This window comes from Huintestinicola butyrica (genome assembly GCF_025567215.1).
Classification (GTDB): Bacteria; Bacillota; Clostridia; order Oscillospirales; family Ruminococcaceae; genus Huintestinicola; species Huintestinicola butyrica.
In genome coordinates this window covers 56,371-73,425 of record NZ_JAOQKB010000013.1, presented here as the reverse complement: position 1 = coordinate 73,425, position 17,055 = coordinate 56,371, and the positions used below count along the sequence as shown (strand labels likewise).

The window sequence follows — 17,055 nt, the reverse complement described above, 5'->3', positions numbered from 1 at the left end:
TTATACAAAGCGGAATTCTTTTTTTATTTTGTATTTTGCAAGTATATAGTAATTTTGGAATCTATAAAGATTATAGTAAAAACAATAACGACCCCAACATAACTAAGAAAAGAAAGCAAATATTGATTGCATTTTCGATTTTATCAGTTATTTTAGCAATTTGGTTTATATCTGAAATAATTCATGTTATATAGTTATGGAAATCGTATTTTTACATAATGTCAAATTCCAATTTATCGGGGAGTGTGAGCCAAAAACTCACACTCCTTTTTTTAAATACAATCATTACACCATTGCGTGCAAACATCAAACAAATACAGATAATTCCGTACTATCCGTTGACGAAACGTTCAAATCGTGATATAATAAATCTATAAAATTCGCTTGTCGGATTTCATTTGATTTTTCAGAAAGTGGCGTATTTGTTATGATAGATTTGTTTGAGTGCTGTGCCGACATTGCTTCGGTGGGCATTATAATTGACTTTTCCGAAGATACGGAAACGTATATTGTCGGTACTCCTGCCGATATTAAGTCTTGGGCATACGGCGGTTGCCCTATGAAAGCTCCAAAGGAGCTTATGCGGCACGGCAATAAGGCAGGCAATCTTGTTAAGGATATAAATCGGCTTATGAAGGTAAAGTATGAGCTTAATGAGATTATGGAGATAAGCGACAGGCTTTGCAATGCGGACGCATTATGTGACGGCAGCTGCAACTGTGTCCTTGAGGAGCTGTCGGAGTATTACGATATTTCCGAATACGCTAATATCGTTAAAAACTATATTATCTATTTTTTATTCAGTAAATTCAAGCTCCACCAGCGTGATTTCAATAAAAAAATCGGGTTGTCCATAAAGGGCAACCACGATCGTGCGGAAAAATATATTGAATTATTCAAAGCGGATAGCGAGAAAATCTTTCGTCCGTTCATTTCGGCAAGGGCATCGGATATTTTTGATATACGAACAGCTATTCGGGGCAGCAATGATGTTTTGGACAGTTCTCTTTACAGGGTACACGATGATAACAAAAACATTAGCCTTTATGTGGCAAACGACTCCATTCTCACTTTGCTCGATATTTACTCCGATATTATGTCCGATGCAGGCAGGCTTATCACTAACTGCGAAAACTGCGGACAGCTTATGATTACCAAACGTTCAAATGCTTCTCTGACCTGTGGCAGGACCACTTGTAAGAAAGAGCGTTTATACAAGGCGAACGATGATTACAAGAAACGTGCTATGGCTGATCCGATAAAAGAAGCCTATCTCAATTTCGACAACAAATGCAGGAGCTACCGCAAGAAGCTCTCCGGCTATCCCGACCTTTTGGAGAAATACAACAAGGCGTTTGACGAACGGCGTGAGAAAATTCGGGCTTTCAAGGGTGGTCTTACTGTCAACAGCAGCACCAAAGATATTGACCGCTATAACCGGATGTGCTTTGATGCTTGTCAGGATTTGCAGGATCTGTCCAAACGGCTGAAATCAAAGCTGACATAAATTTTCTCATAAAATCTTCATTTGTAACTTGAATACAAATGAAAAAAGCTTCGGACATTTTGGAGAACGCCCGAAGCTTTTATGCTTTATATAAAGGTTAAAGAGCTTTATTCGGAAACAAGCACAGCTGAAATTGTCTTCAAAACAGCATTTATCTCTTTTTCATCATCTGAATTAATATGCAAAGCAAGGGGCTTACTGAGTTCAAGACTGAATATTCCCATTATCGACTTTGCGTCAACAACATATCTTTCCGACACAATATCAAAATCACATTCAAAGGCAGTGACAGCATTTACAAAATTCTTGACATCATTGATAGTATCAAGCTTGACAGTTACTTTTTTCAAAAAATCATCTCCCTATAAGTTCAATTATTTCGTACTTAACTTCAATTCCACTATGTGTATTGTGATGAGGACACTCTGTTCCCAAAGCTCTAAGCCCTGCAAGTTCGGTTGTCTATCATAAATACTGACTGAATTCGATTTTTTCCTTGTTCGGTCCCTCAATGGTGAAGAATTTCACTCCGTTTTCCCAGAACGGAAGGAAATGAATTGAATCCTTTGTATTATTCAAGCCGCTTTCGTTTACAAACTTGAATGCTTCATCAACAGACTTGACATTTAATGCAATATGGTCAACAGCACCATAAGACATCACAGCAGACCGATTCTCATATATCTCCAAAGTCAGACCATTCAGACGCATAAACGCAACCTTTTCGTTTGCTTCGGCATTTATTGTGCGGAGAACCGCTTCAAAGCCTAATGATTTATAGAACTTTACCGTTTCTTCAATATCATTTGTGGGAATACCAATATGCTGTAAACCCGTAAAATTATCGGTTATATTCACAAACGTTCCTCCCCCAGCTTTTCACAAACTGCTTCCATATCAGGCATTGCAGGGATAGCACCGTAGCTTTCCACACACAGGCTTGCAGTCGCATTCCCGAAATCAGCAAAGCTATATGCTTCGGATAATGTAACGTTTTCCGGAGCTTTTCCGCTCTTTGCAAGGCTGTATAAAAATCCTCCCCAGAATGCATCGCCTGCGCCTGTGGCATCAATAGCCTTGTTCTTAAAACCGCTTACGAGGGTTCCTCCCTCTGCGGTTCTCACATAAGCACCATTTTTCCCGAGAGTGACCGCCGCAATTTTCACTCCCTGTGAGATCAGTTTTTCAGCAGCACGTTCATAGTCAGCTTCGCCTGTCAGAAGCTCTGTTTCTTCATCTGAAATTTTCATAATATCGGCATACTTTATTATGCTTCTCATCTGCTCCACCGCCTGAGCTTCGCTGTTCCATAGTGACGCTCTGTAATTGGGATCATAAGAAATGATTACGCCGTTTTCTTAGCCTTTTTGACTGCAAACATAGTTATCGGTAAGCGATATGGAACCAATATGCAGTATTTTTGCCGAAAGCAGTATATCAAGAGGAATATCAGCAGCGTTAAGCATCTTATCGGCTCCGTGATTTCTTGCAAACGAAAATTCACGTTCGCCGTAAGGCTTTACATTAACAAAAGCCAGAGTTGTAAAATAATCTTCGCTGAGGATAAATCCATTGCTGTCAATTCCGCATTTATCCAAGGTTTCTTTAAGAAATCTTCCGTGCATATCATTTCCTGCTTTTCCTATAAAAGCGACCTTGGCTCCAAGCTTTGCAGCAGCTGCGGCAACGTTTGCAGGAGCACCTCCTGCATTTTGTGCGAACAATCTTTGCCCCTGTGAATTTACTCCTTGCATCGTAAAATCAATGAGCATTTCACCTAAAGCAACTATATCACGCATTTTCCATACTCCTTTCCTTAGAACCCGTCTTCACAAGCATATGCGCACGTCTTTTCGGCAAATTTTGCCGCAGACTGCGTTAAAAATCCTTGCCGGGCGAAAGCCCGCCTGCGGATTTTTGCCTACTCTGCAACAAAATTATGCTCGAAAATCCGCACACATTTCTTATGAAGACAGGTTCTTAATTTCCGATACGATCTTATTGTAGGATCTTTTATTGAGCTTATAGAAGAAAAGTACAATAGCAGTAACAATCCAGAGTATTCCGGGGATAGTCGAGAAGCTGTGCTTCATTATAGAAAGAACTGTTTCATTCTGCGTGATGTTAGCTTCAAAGCCTGCTGCTCCGAGAGTGGCAGCAAGTACCGATGTACCTATTGCCATTCCGATCTTATTTCCGAGAGAAATAAACGCATACTGAAAGCCGTCGTTTCTGATGCCCGTTTTCCATTCGCCGTATTCAACACAGTCGGGAATTATTGCGTATATAGCAGTATTAAAGCCTGCAAAGAAGAACTGTGTAAGTCCCGAGCAGATATAAAACGCTGCCGGTGAACTTACGGGACTGAACAGATATAACGAGATCATACATACTCCCGTTCCGAGAGCAAGAATGGAGGCCGCTCTGCCTTTATTGCCCGTCCATTTGAAAATTATGGGGAAAAGTCCTGCGCCTATTATTGACGGAATAATTATTGCCATTGAATATTTGGTAAAAAACGCTTCGCTGCCTTCAACATACTTGAAATAATAAAGTGCATCTGCATTTCTTCCGTAAAGAGTTACACCGAACAGAAACTGTCCGAGAAGTGCAAGAAGATAAGGCTTGTTCTGTATAACGGTTTTCAGCTGCAGCTTCAAAGGGATTTTTTCCTTTTCGGGAACTGTGACCGCTTCTTTGGTCTTTGCAAAGCAGAAAATATGACAAAGTGCAAAAATGATACCGTAAACAACCGCAACAAGGAGATAACCCTGTTTATCATTTCCGCCGCCCAGCTTTGAAATAAGCGGAAGAGTAATGATATTGATAATTCCAATGGCTATCATTGCGCTTACCGAACGGAACGTATTGATTTTTGCACGTTCCTCGATGTTCTGAGTCATAGCACCGCACAGCGTTCCGTATGGTATATTTACACAGGTATATCCAAGAACAAGCATGCAGTATGTAACCGACATATAAATTATCTTTGTGGTATTGCTCCAATCGGGATGTGCCCAGAATGTTGCCATAAGCACCAGAGCAGTAATGGGTGCGGCAATGAGAAGCCCAGGGTCTGTAAGGAAAAAGTGGTAAGGGCAATGTTTGGACAGAATCATCAAAAAACGACGTTTTTGACTAATCACCCAGATTTAAACGAAATATCAAGCTTATTGTTATGATAATTAACAAATACACGCTTGACAGGACTGTTTAAGCATTGTAATATAAATGTATAACATAAACCTCTGAAAGGGGTAGATAAAAATGAATGGAAAAAAGAATAAGCTTCGCAGCTTTCTGTTAAAATTCACCGCACTTTTTTTCGCAGCGGTTATGCTGACTTCTGCGGCAGGATTTACCGTTTCGGCTCAGAAATATTCGGCAGACGATTTCGTTCATGCCGAGGGAAGCAGGATAATCGGAACGGACGGAAAGGAACTCCACATTCAGGGAATGGCTCTCGGAAATTCTGTGTGGGGCAATCCATCCCTTCCCGATACATCGCATCATAATGAAAAAACATACAAAGAGCTTTCGGAAATGGGTTTTAACAGCGTAAGATTTTATATCAACTACGGCTTGTTTGAAGACGATAAAAAACCGTATAAATATAAGAAATCCGGTTTTGAATGGCTCGATAAAAACATAAAATGGGCAAAAAAATACGGTATGGGCATAATCATAAATATGCATTGTCCGCAGGGAGGCTATCAGTCAACGGGCGGCGGAATGGAGCTATGGACGGATAAAAACAATCAGGACAGGCTGACCGCACTTTGGCAAACGATTGCAAAGCGTTATGCGAATGAGCCGACTGTCTGGGGTTACGGACTTATAAACGAACCCGTTGTTCCTATGAAGGATACTATGGAACAAACATACGAACAGTATAATAAACTTATGCAGCGAATCACCTCGGCAATAAGAAAGGTTTCACCATATCAGGCAGTATTCGTTGAAGGTGTAGGCAGCGCAGTTAAGTCTGACGGAGAAAGAGAGTATGAATACTTTACTCCCGAACACTCTTTTGCAAGAATAAACGATAAAAACGTCATCTATGAGTTTCATAAATACGATGCTTTTTACTTCACGCACCAGAACACCGACTGGGCAGTTACGAAAGGACACACAATGACATACCCCACCGAGGAGATAGTTGATGAGGATGTTGTAAACGGCTGGGTGAACTGCGAAGCCGCCTCGAAAAAATCGTCCAAAGGAAACGGCTGGTCTTATTTCCAAAGCAAAACCATTTCTTTATCGAACAAGGCAAATGTCGTGGCTGCAGCCGTGACTGCTTCAAACCTCGGAGAGGGAGGTACAGCATATTTCGACGATATCACGCTGACTGAGATATCCCCGAAAGGAAAGCGCAGAACGCTCTTTAAAGCCGATTTTTCCGGTGGGATCTTGAACAGCAGTCCGTGGAGCGAGGACGGCAGCGGCATTTCCGAATACTATGATGGTGACGGAAACAATGCTAAGGGCTGCTTGAAGATATCGGGAACCACCTCGGTGTATGTACAGAATTTCAAGCGGTTTGAGATGAAAAAGGGATATAAGTATATGATATCGGGATATATAAAATCCGACAGCAGCTCGCCCGAGATAAGAATGGATATGTCACTCAGCGAAAATATCCGCAACTTTGACAAGGATTATCTTGAAGAAAGCTTTATGCCGTATGTAAAGTTCTCCGAAAAGCATAACGTTCCGATTTATCTCGGCGAATTCGGCGTTATTTCGGAAGGCTTTGAAAACGGCCGCAACGGTGTCGGTTGGGTAAGAGATATGATAAGTATATGCCGCAAATACAACATCGGATTTGATTATCATGTGTACAATGAATTGCCTTTCGGACTGTATGACGATTATCCAAATGGAAAAAACGAGGAGCTTGCAAAGCTTTTCGGAGAGGTGCTGAAATAACGCCCTGTAAAGATCCGTAAACAATTCAAACGAAAACGAGTTTAATTCTAATTTTAGTATAACGCAATATTTGCCGTTTACGCACATTTATAAAACGAAAATAGGGCTGTTGCAAGACATCCATAAATGATGTCCGTGCAACAGCCCCTTGATGTATGCGATCATAAATCCATTAACCAAGTCTGCCTTCATCCGCAAGGTATATCTCATCTGCGGCTTTGCCTTCGGTTTCAAAGATAATGATCGTATTCATTCCCTTTTTCAGCAAAGGCGCAGGCAGATACAGCCTCTTCTGAGGACCTATATCCCAGAAACGTCCCAGATTAAATCCGTTTACAAAAGCACAGCCCTTACCAAACCCGTCCAGCTCAAGGAACGTATCACAAAGCTCATCGGCTTCAAATCCAAATCTGTAAAAAGCAGGAACGCCCGCAAAATATCCCTCATCAAAGCTTAGTTTTCCTATCTGTTCTTCATCAAGAGGGAGCGGAAAGATCTCAAAGCCGAACTGTCGGTGATCGTTTATCTTAACACCGCCGCAAATACCTTTACGCTGATTTTCAAGACCCGTTCCAAAGTTTTCACGCCCGATATTTTCGCAAAGCATGTCAATAATTCCGCCTGAGCGCTTTTCATTCGGCTCAAATTTTTCGTGAATATTTTCTGCAAAGGCAGTATAAACATATTCACCGTTGTGATAGCACTCTATTCTGTCGGCAGCGTTTTCCATGCGTATCTCGTTCACCGTCTCGCCGTCCCTGATTTTGGTGCGGTATAAAATATATCCGTAATTCTGTCCGATCTCCTCCATTGTCAGCGGATAATTTGAACAAACAAGCTCGGAAATTTTTTCAAGGACTGAGAACAGATCAGCTTTGCCCGTGCAGGGAATTTTTCCGTAAGCCTTCCGTTTAATATTTGTTGTAAGAGGTATCTCCGCTATGTCTGTATATTTTGAGATAACGTCCCTGCAAAGCCTGTATTTTTCGGTTATCTGTCCGTCCTCCGTGAGAGGAGCGTCATAATCGTATGAGGTCACGTCCCCTGTTCTGCTTCCGCCATTTCTGCCGCTCATAAAACCGAAATTGGTGCCGCCCTCAAACATATAGAAATTAACGCTGCCCCGTTTCAGCAGCTCGTCAAGCTCCGCCGCCGCCTTTTCGGGAGAAGTTGTGTGATGCTCATCTCCCCATGCGTCAAACCAGCCGTTCCAGAATTCCATACACATAAGGGGCTTGTCATCACCAATGAATTTTTTCATCTGACTAAACTGCCACTCTGCCCCGGAGCCGAAATTTCCCGTAGGCAGCGCACCGTCCACCATTCCAGATTTGTATATCGGCTCACTCCATGGACCGTCCGAGGTTACAAAGGGAACGGTTATACCAAGCTCTCTCATAGTATCACGGAGAAATTCAAGATACGCCTTATCGTTGCCGTAATAGCCGTACTCGTTCTCGATCTGCATTAAAATTATATTGCCGCCCCTGTCTATCTGATAAGGCACCAGCTTCGGGATAAGCTCACTGTAATAATTCTTTACAGCATTAAGATACGGTTCATAGCTGCACCGAAGCCGCATATTCCTGTCACGAAGGAGCCATGCAGGCAGACCGCCGAATTCCCATTCCGAGCAGATATAGGGTGAAGGTCGAATTATTATATAAAGTCCCAATTCCTGTGCTGTTTCGATAAATCGGCATATATCACGCATTCCCTCCCAAATAAACTGTCCCCTGTTCGGTTCGTGAAAATTCCAAGGGATATAGGTTTCAACAGTATTGCAGCCCATATTCACAAGTTTTTCAAGTCTGTCCTGCCAATATTCGGGAACGGTTCGGAAGTAATGGAATGCTCCCGAAATTATTTTAAACGGCTTTCCGTTCAGATAGAATTTATCATTTATTTCAAACATTTCGCACCTCAATATTCTATTGCGTCAACAGTATAGGAACCGCCTATGACCTTGATCTTTACCGTGTGTTCGCCCTCGGGAACCTCCGCAGAATAGCTGCACTGTCTTGCAAGTGCTCCCCAAGGATTTTTCTTTGTTTCAAGCAATTCTCCGTCAACATAAACTTCAATATCCGCAGGGTCGGTCTGACCGATTATCGCAAAACGATCGCCCGTAAAGCTGAACTCAAAGCTCTTTTCTCCCGTATCTTCCTCGGCAATTTCCGCACGGGAAATTGTTCTGTTGAAATTAAGATAGCTGTCGGGAACGGTTCTGTACCAGTCACCGTTATAGGTAACGGACGGATCGTGATCGTCAACTCTTGTAATTGTGGGTTTGTAACCGTCCACAGGAGATATTTTCATATTGTCAAAAATATTGTTGTAAAGACCGCTGCCAATCGAAACTCGTCCCGAATTTGCAAAAGCAATATCATCGTCAAAGGCGGTCAGCTCTGTACCGTCAAGCTCTGCGGATATATGCTTTCCTGCGGCGGTGATTCTTACCGTATGCCATACCGAACTGTCAAAGCCGTCAATTTCTCCGCTGTCTGCTGTCTGTGCATTCTTTTTAAGCTCCCATTTTCCGTTAGGATATACTCTTATGCTGTAGCCGTTTTCCGCTGACCATGAATCAAGCTCTGCTGTGAGATAGCGAACGCCAAGCGCAATATAATTATCCGCAGCACTATCCGCAAGCTTAAAATCTATTTCCGCAGAATAATTTGCCCAGCGGTCATCGCCGAGAGAGGTAATGGGATTGGGAGTACCTCTGTAACGCCAATCGGTAGGCTTGTTATCGGCATTTATCATCTGCATCAGCACCTTGTTTCCGTCAATTTCCGAAACCTCAAAGGCTCCGCCCTGATCGGTAGTGTAAAGGGGAGCGTTTCCTCTTGCAGAGAGAAATTCTTCGGAGTATTCAAAATCATCGAAATAATTTATATCAAGGGGAATATCATCATACCTGCAGTTGTAAACGGAAGTATCTGCGGTATTGTCAAGAGTTGTAACAGTAACTATGGAATAAGGCTTTACCTCGATAGAATAGGAATATTTTCCCTCGGCTTCAACGGGACGGAAGGTGCCGATGTTCCTGAAATAATTTTCGTTGTAAGCCTGACCCTCATCGGGACCTCTTGTTTCCCAAATTGTGAATGGTGCTTCTGCCTGCTTCATATTTTCAAGGGTAAAGGTGTAATTGCGCTGCTCCTCGCTGTCGTTGCAGATGATGATAGAATAATCTCCCGTTTCCGTATCGGTAACGGCCATATAATTGTTAGTTGACTCGGAAATGTAGTGATTTTCCTTGCCGTCACCATAGCAGGCACTGTCGATAAATCTCCAGCCGTTCTTTATAAAATGGGTGAAATGTGCGGAAGTCCATACACCGCAGTCTGCTTCATAATAACCGCTCCAAGGGTTCTGTGCATTTATCAGTGATTTTGGAAAATATTTTGCTCCCGAATAATACGCTGCCACAGCAGGCTGATACTCATACATGGTCATTCTGCCGTTGTAATAACCGTTGATGATGCGATTGCATACGTCAAGAGCACCGTTTGTGCCGTTAATGCCGCTGCCGTTGCTTTGCACCGCCAGCTTTGCAATATTCGTGGAAGCAACTCCCTCGGAATACCAGATCTCTTTGCCATAGTTTTTGTTCAGAAGCTTAGCCTTTTCGCTTGCCCAAGTGTTATAATGCTCGGCAAGAATATCAACTGCGTTTCGCAGAGCTTCGTTATCTGTCATTTCGTCCGCAATCTTCCATGAACCTATCTCATCGGAAGCAACTATCTTTATCGCACCGTAATCGTACCGCTCATCAGTTTCATTTTCCAGCCTGTCGGCAAAATATATTATCCAATCGGTGTCCACCTTTTCTGCCTCGTTAGCGTCGGCACTGATGTGGGTGAATTTCATTCCGTATGTATCGAACGCACCTTCAATAGCAGCCTTATACCATTTGTATCTTGCTTCAAAGCCTGCCTCCAGGGACTCAGCAAATGCGTCTGTTACCCACTTTGGCTCTCCCCAGCGGAGCAGATCAACGGTAATATCGGGATTTATGGAGAGAGCGTCCGCCGCAAACATAAAGCCTGCACCCCTTGTAACGTCCGCTTCTTCATCGGCTGAACGCATTATACAAGGCTCTGTACCCGATGAAGAATTAACGTCCGTGCCGAATTCAATCTTAACGTGAGTAAGACCTGCGCCGTAATCGGGCTTGAACAGCAGGTTCATTATCTCCCAATATGCATCGGGATTTTCCGTTTTGTAGTCCATAAGAAGACATGAGGAATTGTTTCCCGTTATAACGCCCAGACCACGCCACACCGTACCCTTGTCCATATTTGTTGTGTTTCCGTCAACAGTAACAGATTTGTAAGCTGTGTTCACACTTGCAAGCGGTATTTCCTTTTCTGCTGTTGTTTCAGTTGTCTGCATAGCAGTTTCCTCCGTTTCAGCTTGATTTTTACTGTCCGTACATCCGCTTAAAGCGATGGGAATCATTGCTGTACATACTGCGGACGCTATAATTTTTTTGATATTCATAAGCGCATCTCCTTAAAAGGGTTATTTGCAATATTTTAGCTGAATTTATGGAATACTGCATTATATTATCTGCTATTTATTATAGAAAATCTGCTGTTTTTTGTTGTAAATTATCCCGATGTGTGATATGATAAAAAGGGTGATAAAATGGCAATTATAGAACACGCAGGATATTATGAAAATCCCATGTACAATGTCTGTCATACTCATACGTCATGCGAGATCATGCACATCGTAAGCGGCAAAGTGAACATTGTCACCGGAGATATTATATCTGTTCTTTCAGACGGAGATTCTGCGCTTATAAAAAGCAGACAGCTTCATGATGTAACTGTAGAAAAGGATATAGAGTACAAGCGATTTATTACAATAATAAACCCGTGGGAGCTGAAAAATCAGCTTAGCCGTCCCGATCTATTTTCAATACTGACGGACATTAGCAAGGGCGGTATCATCGTGATAAAAAATAAGCCCGAAATTCGGTCGGGCTTTGAAAAAATGGCTGATATATTTTTGTATGGCGGAAATATTTACTCGGAGCTGAGTGCGGCACTTGATATCGTGTCGGAATTTTTCGATGTTTGCAGACCACAGAATGAAAAAACTGCTAAGCGTTCGGGAAAAATTCTTTCGGAAAAGGTCAGGACGTATATTGAGCAAAATTATGCGGACAGCATAAAAATTGAGGATATTGCCGCCGATAATTTTATCAGCGAGGGTTATCTTTCTCACGCATTCAAGGCGGAAACGGGAATGTCACCCCGTGAATATCTTACCCACATACGCTGCACAAGAGCTTGTGAGCTTATACGATATACCGGCATGAAGCTGTCCGATATTGCCGCAAACACAGGATTTTGCAGTCAGAGTGACATGAGCAGAAAAATCAGAGAATGCTATGGAGTTACTCCGTCTGAAATCAGATTTGGATAACGTACTTTGTTAGGGTATCAAAGAAAATCGACAGCTTGAACCCACGATACTCGCCCATATCAAGTGTCCTACCCTGCATTCGCAGATATGAGAGATTTACGCCGTAGCCTTTTTCTTTGAGCTTCTCTGTAAGATCATCAATGCTGCAGACATCATCACGCATAACAAGTTCATCAAGCTCGGCTTTCAGATTTTCTTTCCACGAGTTTCTCCGCTGCCGTGACAGATAATCGCCATACTTGTGGTTGTAAGTTTTCTTCGGACGCTCGATAATACTGATATGATGTTTAAGAGCAATCCTGTCCGATATTGCCTTGCATCGGTTCAAAGATTTTTTATCGGCTCTCCAAAGCTTTCCGTCATCATCATAAGGACATACAACGAAATGATTATGGTAATGACCTTTGTCCGTATGGGTGGAGATAAGCACCTGAAACTTATCACCGAAAACCTCCTGCGCCCATTCCACTCCGATGCGGTGAGCTTCACTTTCCGTAAGCTCGCCGGCTTTGAATGACTGAATGTAATGATGCAGCCGCACACGTTCTTTTCCGACGAGAATTTCATTTTTCATAAAAAGTGATTTTTTCCAAAACCGCTGACCGCTGAAATGTTCAAAGCTCTGCTCCATTTCCTTGTATGCGATATTCGGATCAGTTGAGCAATTTATTGATGACGTGAGCGTGTTGCTCGTTTTGTTTTCATTGGTCACATATTCAAGAAGTTTCAACGGGGAGCCATGTACGGGAACATACTTGATGATCGGCATTTGTTCACTCCATAAGCACCGTAGGCTTCAATGGCTTGAGATATTTCTCAAATATCCGTTCCAGTTTCGCATACTGTTCTCTGATCTCTTCAACCATTTCAGCTGTGACTTTGCCCGTTTCATTCGCCTTTTTTGCGATCTGGTTCAGCTCGTTGCCGATCATTCGGAACGGTCTTGTTACCTCACGGAGTTCGGCAAGATCGTATCTGATAAGCTTGCCCTGAATTGCCATTTGCTTCACGTAAGCACCGGTACGAAGTCCAAGTTCCGCTGCTTTCTGTGAAACTATGGCGTACTGTTCCTCAGTAAACTTTATATGTTTTTCTATATATTTACTGCTCATATATTTGTCCTTTCTGTTGTTGGGGTCATAGGGGGGATTTCCCCTAAAATGCGGATTCTGCGATATCCGTCCCGAAAAAGTGGCTACTTTTTCTACGCTTGCTATCTTCCAACTCCGCCGTATTTTTCAAAATCATGCATCTGACCTCTCGGCACCAAAATCATGCGTTCTAACACTTTTTCAACAAGAGCGAATCCCTGACTCTCCTACTCATAAAGCATCACTCCTACTTAAAAGATTTTCCCGTTCTGACGTATGCGATGAACGGTGCTTTTGGTATCCTGTATTTCTTTCCCACCCTTTGTATAGGAAACAATTCCGAATATTCATCTGCTCTTTTTCTGAGCGTTGACGGAGAGATGCCCAGAACTGCTGCCGCCTCCGATGTGCTCAGAAAGCTTTTTGTTGATTTTTCTATCTCCTCTAAGCTTTTGTTCTTCAAATAATCACCTGTCTTTCTGCGGAAATATTTCTTGAATCTTTGTGATGAGTATGGTATAATCTATTTAACGAGCATAAGCTGCTCGACAAATCGGAATTTGTGGAGAAACAAAGATGTCGAAAAAGAAGAAAGCAATTGTTGCAATATCTATAACACTATCAATTATCATTTTAATAATTATTGCTTTCATAATAAGAGATTCTAGTCTATGTACAGCAGATTATAAGTGCAGCATTTGTGTCCACCTAGCTTTCTCAATAATGGGCTTATGGAAAAAAGGAAAAAGCGTGTGCCTATCCCCTGTGGGGCAGGATACTAGCACAGGTTTATGAAAGGGCAAATTCTGCGGCAGCTTTTTCATTTTCCTTTGTGCTGGGTGCCGCCCCAGCGTGGTGATAAAATGAATTTAACTGAACTAAATAAGAAATATGATGAAATGCAGCTCAAATATGGAGACCCGAACTTAAAATCAATTTTTTATGGCGGATGTAATGAAAAGCCCGACATATGTTTTGTTTTTATGAATCCAACAGGGAAAAATATAGCCTCATATCCTGACTGGGCAGGCATACGGGCACCATGGATCGGTACTAAGAATATTTGGGATTTATTTGTCGCTATTGGAAAATTTGATGAAGGAATTTATAAGGAAATAAAGAAACGAAAGCCAAAGGATTGGACACCAGAATTTGCAAATCAGGTATATTCGGAGATAACTAGAAATAAGATTTTTTTAACAAATTTAGGAAAATGTACCCAGACGGACGCGACATTGATATCTAACAAAATATATTTTGAGTACTTAGCGTTGCTTGAAAGGGAAATTGAAATAATAGCACCAAAAGTAATTGTGCTTTTCGGGAATCAAGTGAGTACTGTTTTCCTAAACCAGAACATATCTGTTTCTCAGTGCAGAAAGAAACAATTTGCCAAAGATATTGGTGGTAAGGCTTTTAAGTGTTTTCCAGTCTTTTATCCTGTCGGAAACGGACGTGCTAATATAGGTAAATCTATTGAGGACATTAAGTGGATTTACGAAAATGTCCTATCTACAGAGGGTGAAAAACAATGTTGATTGTATTTGAGGGATTAGATAACTGCGGTAAGACAACCATAGTGGAAATGCTTAAGGATTATTTCGTTCATGTTGGAAAACATGCAGAATTGGAGAATAGTTTGTAAAAAAAGGATAAGGTCCGGACAATCTATGAAATTGAGCAATATCCAAATCATGAATTTGTCGTAGTTCGAGCGGCTTGGGAAGGAAGAGTCTTAAAACGAATTGGATAAATTCCCATTTATCGAGCAGTTCATAATCATAGCACTTTAAAGGGTGCTGTGATTTTTTCTGCCATAAAGTTTGCACAAAGTCACCTGCCTGCAAATCTCCAAAACCAATGCAACAATAAAAAGTTCAATCATACTCTCCACCTCAAACCAATCCCACAAGCTGATTGTACTCCTCAATTTTCCAGCGTTTCAGCCAGTCCCATAAGCAAACCTTCATGTATGCTGCCTTGTTGCGAATGCTGCTTTCCGTTTTTTCTCTCAGTATCTTTTCCCATTCGTACTGAAAGCTGAGAATGAAATCATAAAGCGAATTTTCTCGGATAAGACTGTTCAGCGTATCAAGAACTTCCGTGTAACGAACGATCTGCCCGTTGAACCTGAAACTGTCAGCCATAATAAACTCAGTCAGCATTTTCAACGTTATGTCTATGAAATTCTTGTTAGGCATCGGCTTCATATCATCGTCAAAGACATAATTGCTGTATGCCGAAAGATACTGCAAAGCCGTCAGAACATAGCTGCTGTCACTTCGGAATGATTCGGGAATATGAAGAGTTTTCGTCCTACGTTCTTCCTCGTCAACAAACACTAAGTCCCTCTCAGAAGTCGGGTCACGGGTGTAAATGTAATGCCAGTTGTCAAGGTCAAGCCTCATAGCCGAGAGAATTTCAAGAAAAGATAATTTGCTTTCCGTTTTCATTCCGTCATTCAAAATTTTTTCATCGCACGCATACGGAGAGAATGAATGATTTGAAAAACAATTACTTTGATTTTTATTATCTTTAGTTTTACCCCGTGCATCGGCTGACCTTGTTCCCCCATAATCAGCGGAACAAGCATTTTCGGCAGAAAAAGAGTTGCTAACAGAATTATCACTGCTGTTACCGATGAGCCGAGCGGAATCGGATTCATCAGCGCCTGAAACGGAATTCAGGTTCGTTACAACCTTGGACTTTTCATCGCCGGGAACGCTCTGAACGGAATCAAATGCTGTTACCTCTATAAGACGATGCTTTCTGTTGTATCTGCGCTTCTTCCTCTTTTCAAGCTCTTCATCATACTTCATTGCAATATTTTCCTGAGCTTCTTCACCCAATCTCAACAGAGATGCAAACTTATCCGCATCTGGAACTATCCTGAAATATCTTTTGGCAGGTAAGCCTTTAAGCTCCGATTCAATAAGACCGTGCTTAATAAGATGACGGATAGCTGTTTTCTGCGCATCTTCAGCATAACCGCTGCTAAGATGAAGGTCCTTAACAGTCGAATAGAACCAGCCGCCCTCTGTAAGCTTTCCGAGGTTATTGTAATAGACGTGTTTAGCGATAAGGCAGTTATATATCTCTGCTTCAACATTTCCTATCGCAAAGGACAGCAGCCTGTTCCTTGAAACCGTATTTGTAGGATTAAGCACTTCAAGTAATGGTGTTATGAGGTATTGCATATCATATTACCTGTCTTTCCCGCAAACATTCCGAAAGGTCTGTCTTGTTGATAAGCATGACAGTTTCGCTTCTTGCAGCCGAAGCCATTGTCGGCGAACACAGACATTCGCACTGTATATCGGGAATGGTCATATCCATAACGTATGCTTTCATCATTTTACCGACTGTTTCTCCGTCGATACTACTTCCGTATGCCCTGAGATCATCAACACAATCGGTGAATATCACTCCAAACAAAGTCTTGCTGACATCATATACATCACTGCGCTGTGCTACGCTCTTGGGAATATATATTGTATCATCACTGAGTATTTTAAAAATATCATCTATTATATAATTTTCCATATTAGGACGGTTAATATAATCTGTAGCCATTTTTAGTCTCCTTTTTGGGAGCAACAAAAAAGCCTCCGTACGCATACAAAATGTACGCATACGGAGGCTTAACCTTCCATACTTCAAATAAATACAATAAAACTGTATAAAACGACACTAACCATCGTTCAAAGGAAGAGATTCACAAATATCACTCTCTATACCTTTTCTCGATGGTTAGTGCTTAGAATTGCTTGGCTCCCCAGCGCAGAGGGAGCACAATCCGCTGAGGAGCTATCTGACACGGCTGATAGCGGTATATCAACGCTTTTGCCGTCCTTGTCCTTGAAAATGACCGTGAGCTTGTCGTCGTAAACATACACCTTTGATATCATGATGTCGGCGATAGCTTTCTTGCCCTCGGTGGTGTTGATGTCGGTTGCAAGGATATCATCTATAAACACGGTGATCTGCTCCACAGATGGCACATTGTCGGTCATTGCCTGAGACAGCCTGAGGGCGGAGCTGAGCTGCTCCTTGCGCTCTTCCAGCTCCCTGACCTTATCAAAC

Annotated in this window: 15 protein-coding genes and 2 pseudogenes; 5 read left to right on the top strand and 12 right to left on the bottom strand. The window is 42.0% G+C overall.

Annotation, left to right across the window (positions count from 1 at the left end; all coding sequences use genetic code 11):
* Positions 1-427 precede the first annotated feature (427 nt).
* A complete protein-coding gene (locus OCV68_RS12340) occupies positions 428-1,507 on the top strand; it encodes a hypothetical protein (RefSeq protein ID WP_262573078.1) in 1,080 nt (359 codons plus the stop codon).
* A gap of 107 nt (positions 1,508-1,614) precedes the next feature.
* Here the strand turns inward: OCV68_RS12340 and OCV68_RS12335 are convergent, their stop codons facing one another.
* From OCV68_RS12335 to OCV68_RS12320, 4 genes and pseudogenes are all read right to left on the bottom strand, one after another.
* Positions 1,615-1,857 (bottom strand): HPr family phosphocarrier protein, encoded by a 243-nt coding sequence (locus tag OCV68_RS12335; protein ID WP_262573076.1) that lies wholly within the window; start codon positions 1,855-1,857, stop codon positions 1,615-1,617.
* 115 nt (positions 1,858-1,972) lie between these two features.
* Positions 1,973-2,365, bottom strand: coding sequence for a VOC family protein (locus OCV68_RS12330; protein ID WP_262573074.1), 393 nt, complete (start codon positions 2,363-2,365; stop codon positions 1,973-1,975).
* Positions 2,362-3,306: pseudogene (locus OCV68_RS12325) on the bottom strand (carbohydrate kinase family protein). The gene OCV68_RS12330 and the pseudogene OCV68_RS12325 overlap by 4 nt, the downstream one beginning before the upstream one ends.
* A 165-nt stretch (positions 3,307-3,471) precedes the next feature.
* A pseudogene (locus tag OCV68_RS12320) lies at positions 3,472-4,588 on the bottom strand (MFS transporter); the annotation flags it as partial.
* 186 nt (positions 4,589-4,774) lie between these two features.
* On the opposite strand from OCV68_RS12320, the gene OCV68_RS12315 reads away from it, so the two are divergent.
* Positions 4,775-6,439 (top strand): cellulase family glycosylhydrolase, encoded by a 1,665-nt coding sequence (locus OCV68_RS12315; protein WP_262573073.1) that lies wholly within the window; start codon positions 4,775-4,777, stop codon positions 6,437-6,439.
* 172 nt (positions 6,440-6,611) lie between these two features.
* Here OCV68_RS12315 and OCV68_RS12310 read toward each other — a convergent pair whose 3' ends face one another.
* Together OCV68_RS12310 and OCV68_RS12305 are read right to left on the bottom strand one after the other, a co-directional pair.
* The gene (locus OCV68_RS12310; RefSeq protein WP_262573071.1) at positions 6,612-8,354 is read right to left on the bottom strand and encodes a glycoside hydrolase family 35 protein; all 1,743 of its coding nucleotides are present in this window, start codon (positions 8,352-8,354) and stop codon (positions 6,612-6,614) included.
* A gap of 8 nt (positions 8,355-8,362) precedes the next feature.
* The gene (locus OCV68_RS12305) at positions 8,363-10,840 is read right to left on the bottom strand and encodes a glycosyl hydrolase family 59 (RefSeq protein ID WP_262573069.1); all 2,478 of its coding nucleotides are present in this window, start codon (positions 10,838-10,840) and stop codon (positions 8,363-8,365) included.
* 255 nt (positions 10,841-11,095) lie between these two features.
* Here OCV68_RS12305 and OCV68_RS12300 point away from each other — a divergent pair, with 255 nt between their 5' ends.
* A complete protein-coding gene (locus OCV68_RS12300; RefSeq protein WP_262573067.1) occupies positions 11,096-11,881 on the top strand; it encodes a helix-turn-helix domain-containing protein in 786 nt (261 codons plus the stop codon).
* Here OCV68_RS12300 and OCV68_RS12295 read toward each other — a convergent pair.
* From OCV68_RS12295 to OCV68_RS12285, 3 genes are all read right to left on the bottom strand, one after another.
* The gene (locus OCV68_RS12295; protein WP_262573065.1) at positions 11,868-12,650 is read right to left on the bottom strand and encodes a relaxase/mobilization nuclease domain-containing protein; all 783 of its coding nucleotides are present in this window, start codon (positions 12,648-12,650) and stop codon (positions 11,868-11,870) included. The two genes, OCV68_RS12300 and OCV68_RS12295, sit on opposite strands and share 14 nt — an antisense overlap.
* Positions 12,651-12,654: 4 nt before the next feature.
* A complete protein-coding gene (locus tag OCV68_RS12290; RefSeq protein WP_262573063.1) occupies positions 12,655-12,993 on the bottom strand; it encodes a MobC family plasmid mobilization relaxosome protein in 339 nt (112 codons plus the stop codon).
* A 226-nt stretch (positions 12,994-13,219) separates the two neighbouring features.
* The gene (locus OCV68_RS12285) at positions 13,220-13,435 is read right to left on the bottom strand and encodes a helix-turn-helix domain-containing protein (RefSeq protein ID WP_262573061.1); all 216 of its coding nucleotides are present in this window, start codon (positions 13,433-13,435) and stop codon (positions 13,220-13,222) included.
* A gap of 400 nt (positions 13,436-13,835) precedes the next feature.
* On the opposite strand from OCV68_RS12285, the gene OCV68_RS12280 reads away from it, so the two are divergent.
* Complete coding sequence (locus tag OCV68_RS12280; protein ID WP_177445220.1) at positions 13,836-14,510, top strand: uracil-DNA glycosylase family protein; 675 nt, start codon at positions 13,836-13,838, stop codon at positions 14,508-14,510.
* Positions 14,504-14,617 (top strand): hypothetical protein, encoded by a 114-nt coding sequence (locus tag OCV68_RS14705; protein ID WP_317259216.1) that lies wholly within the window; start codon positions 14,504-14,506, stop codon positions 14,615-14,617. Before OCV68_RS12280 ends, OCV68_RS14705 begins: the two co-directional genes overlap by 7 nt.
* 250 nt (positions 14,618-14,867) lie before the next feature.
* Here the strand turns inward: OCV68_RS14705 and OCV68_RS12275 are convergent, their stop codons facing one another.
* The 3 genes from OCV68_RS12275 to OCV68_RS12265 all read right to left on the bottom strand — a co-directional run.
* Complete coding sequence (locus OCV68_RS12275) at positions 14,868-16,169, bottom strand: hypothetical protein (RefSeq protein ID WP_262573058.1); 1,302 nt, start codon at positions 16,167-16,169, stop codon at positions 14,868-14,870.
* A 1-nt stretch (position 16,170) separates the two neighbouring features.
* On the bottom strand, positions 16,171-16,545 hold the full coding sequence (locus OCV68_RS12270) for a hypothetical protein (protein ID WP_262573053.1): 375 nt from the start codon (positions 16,543-16,545) through the stop codon (positions 16,171-16,173).
* Positions 16,546-16,703: 158 nt separating this feature from the next.
* A partial coding sequence (locus tag OCV68_RS12265; protein WP_262573051.1) for a hypothetical protein occupies positions 16,704-17,055 on the bottom strand: 352 nt, incomplete at its 5' end.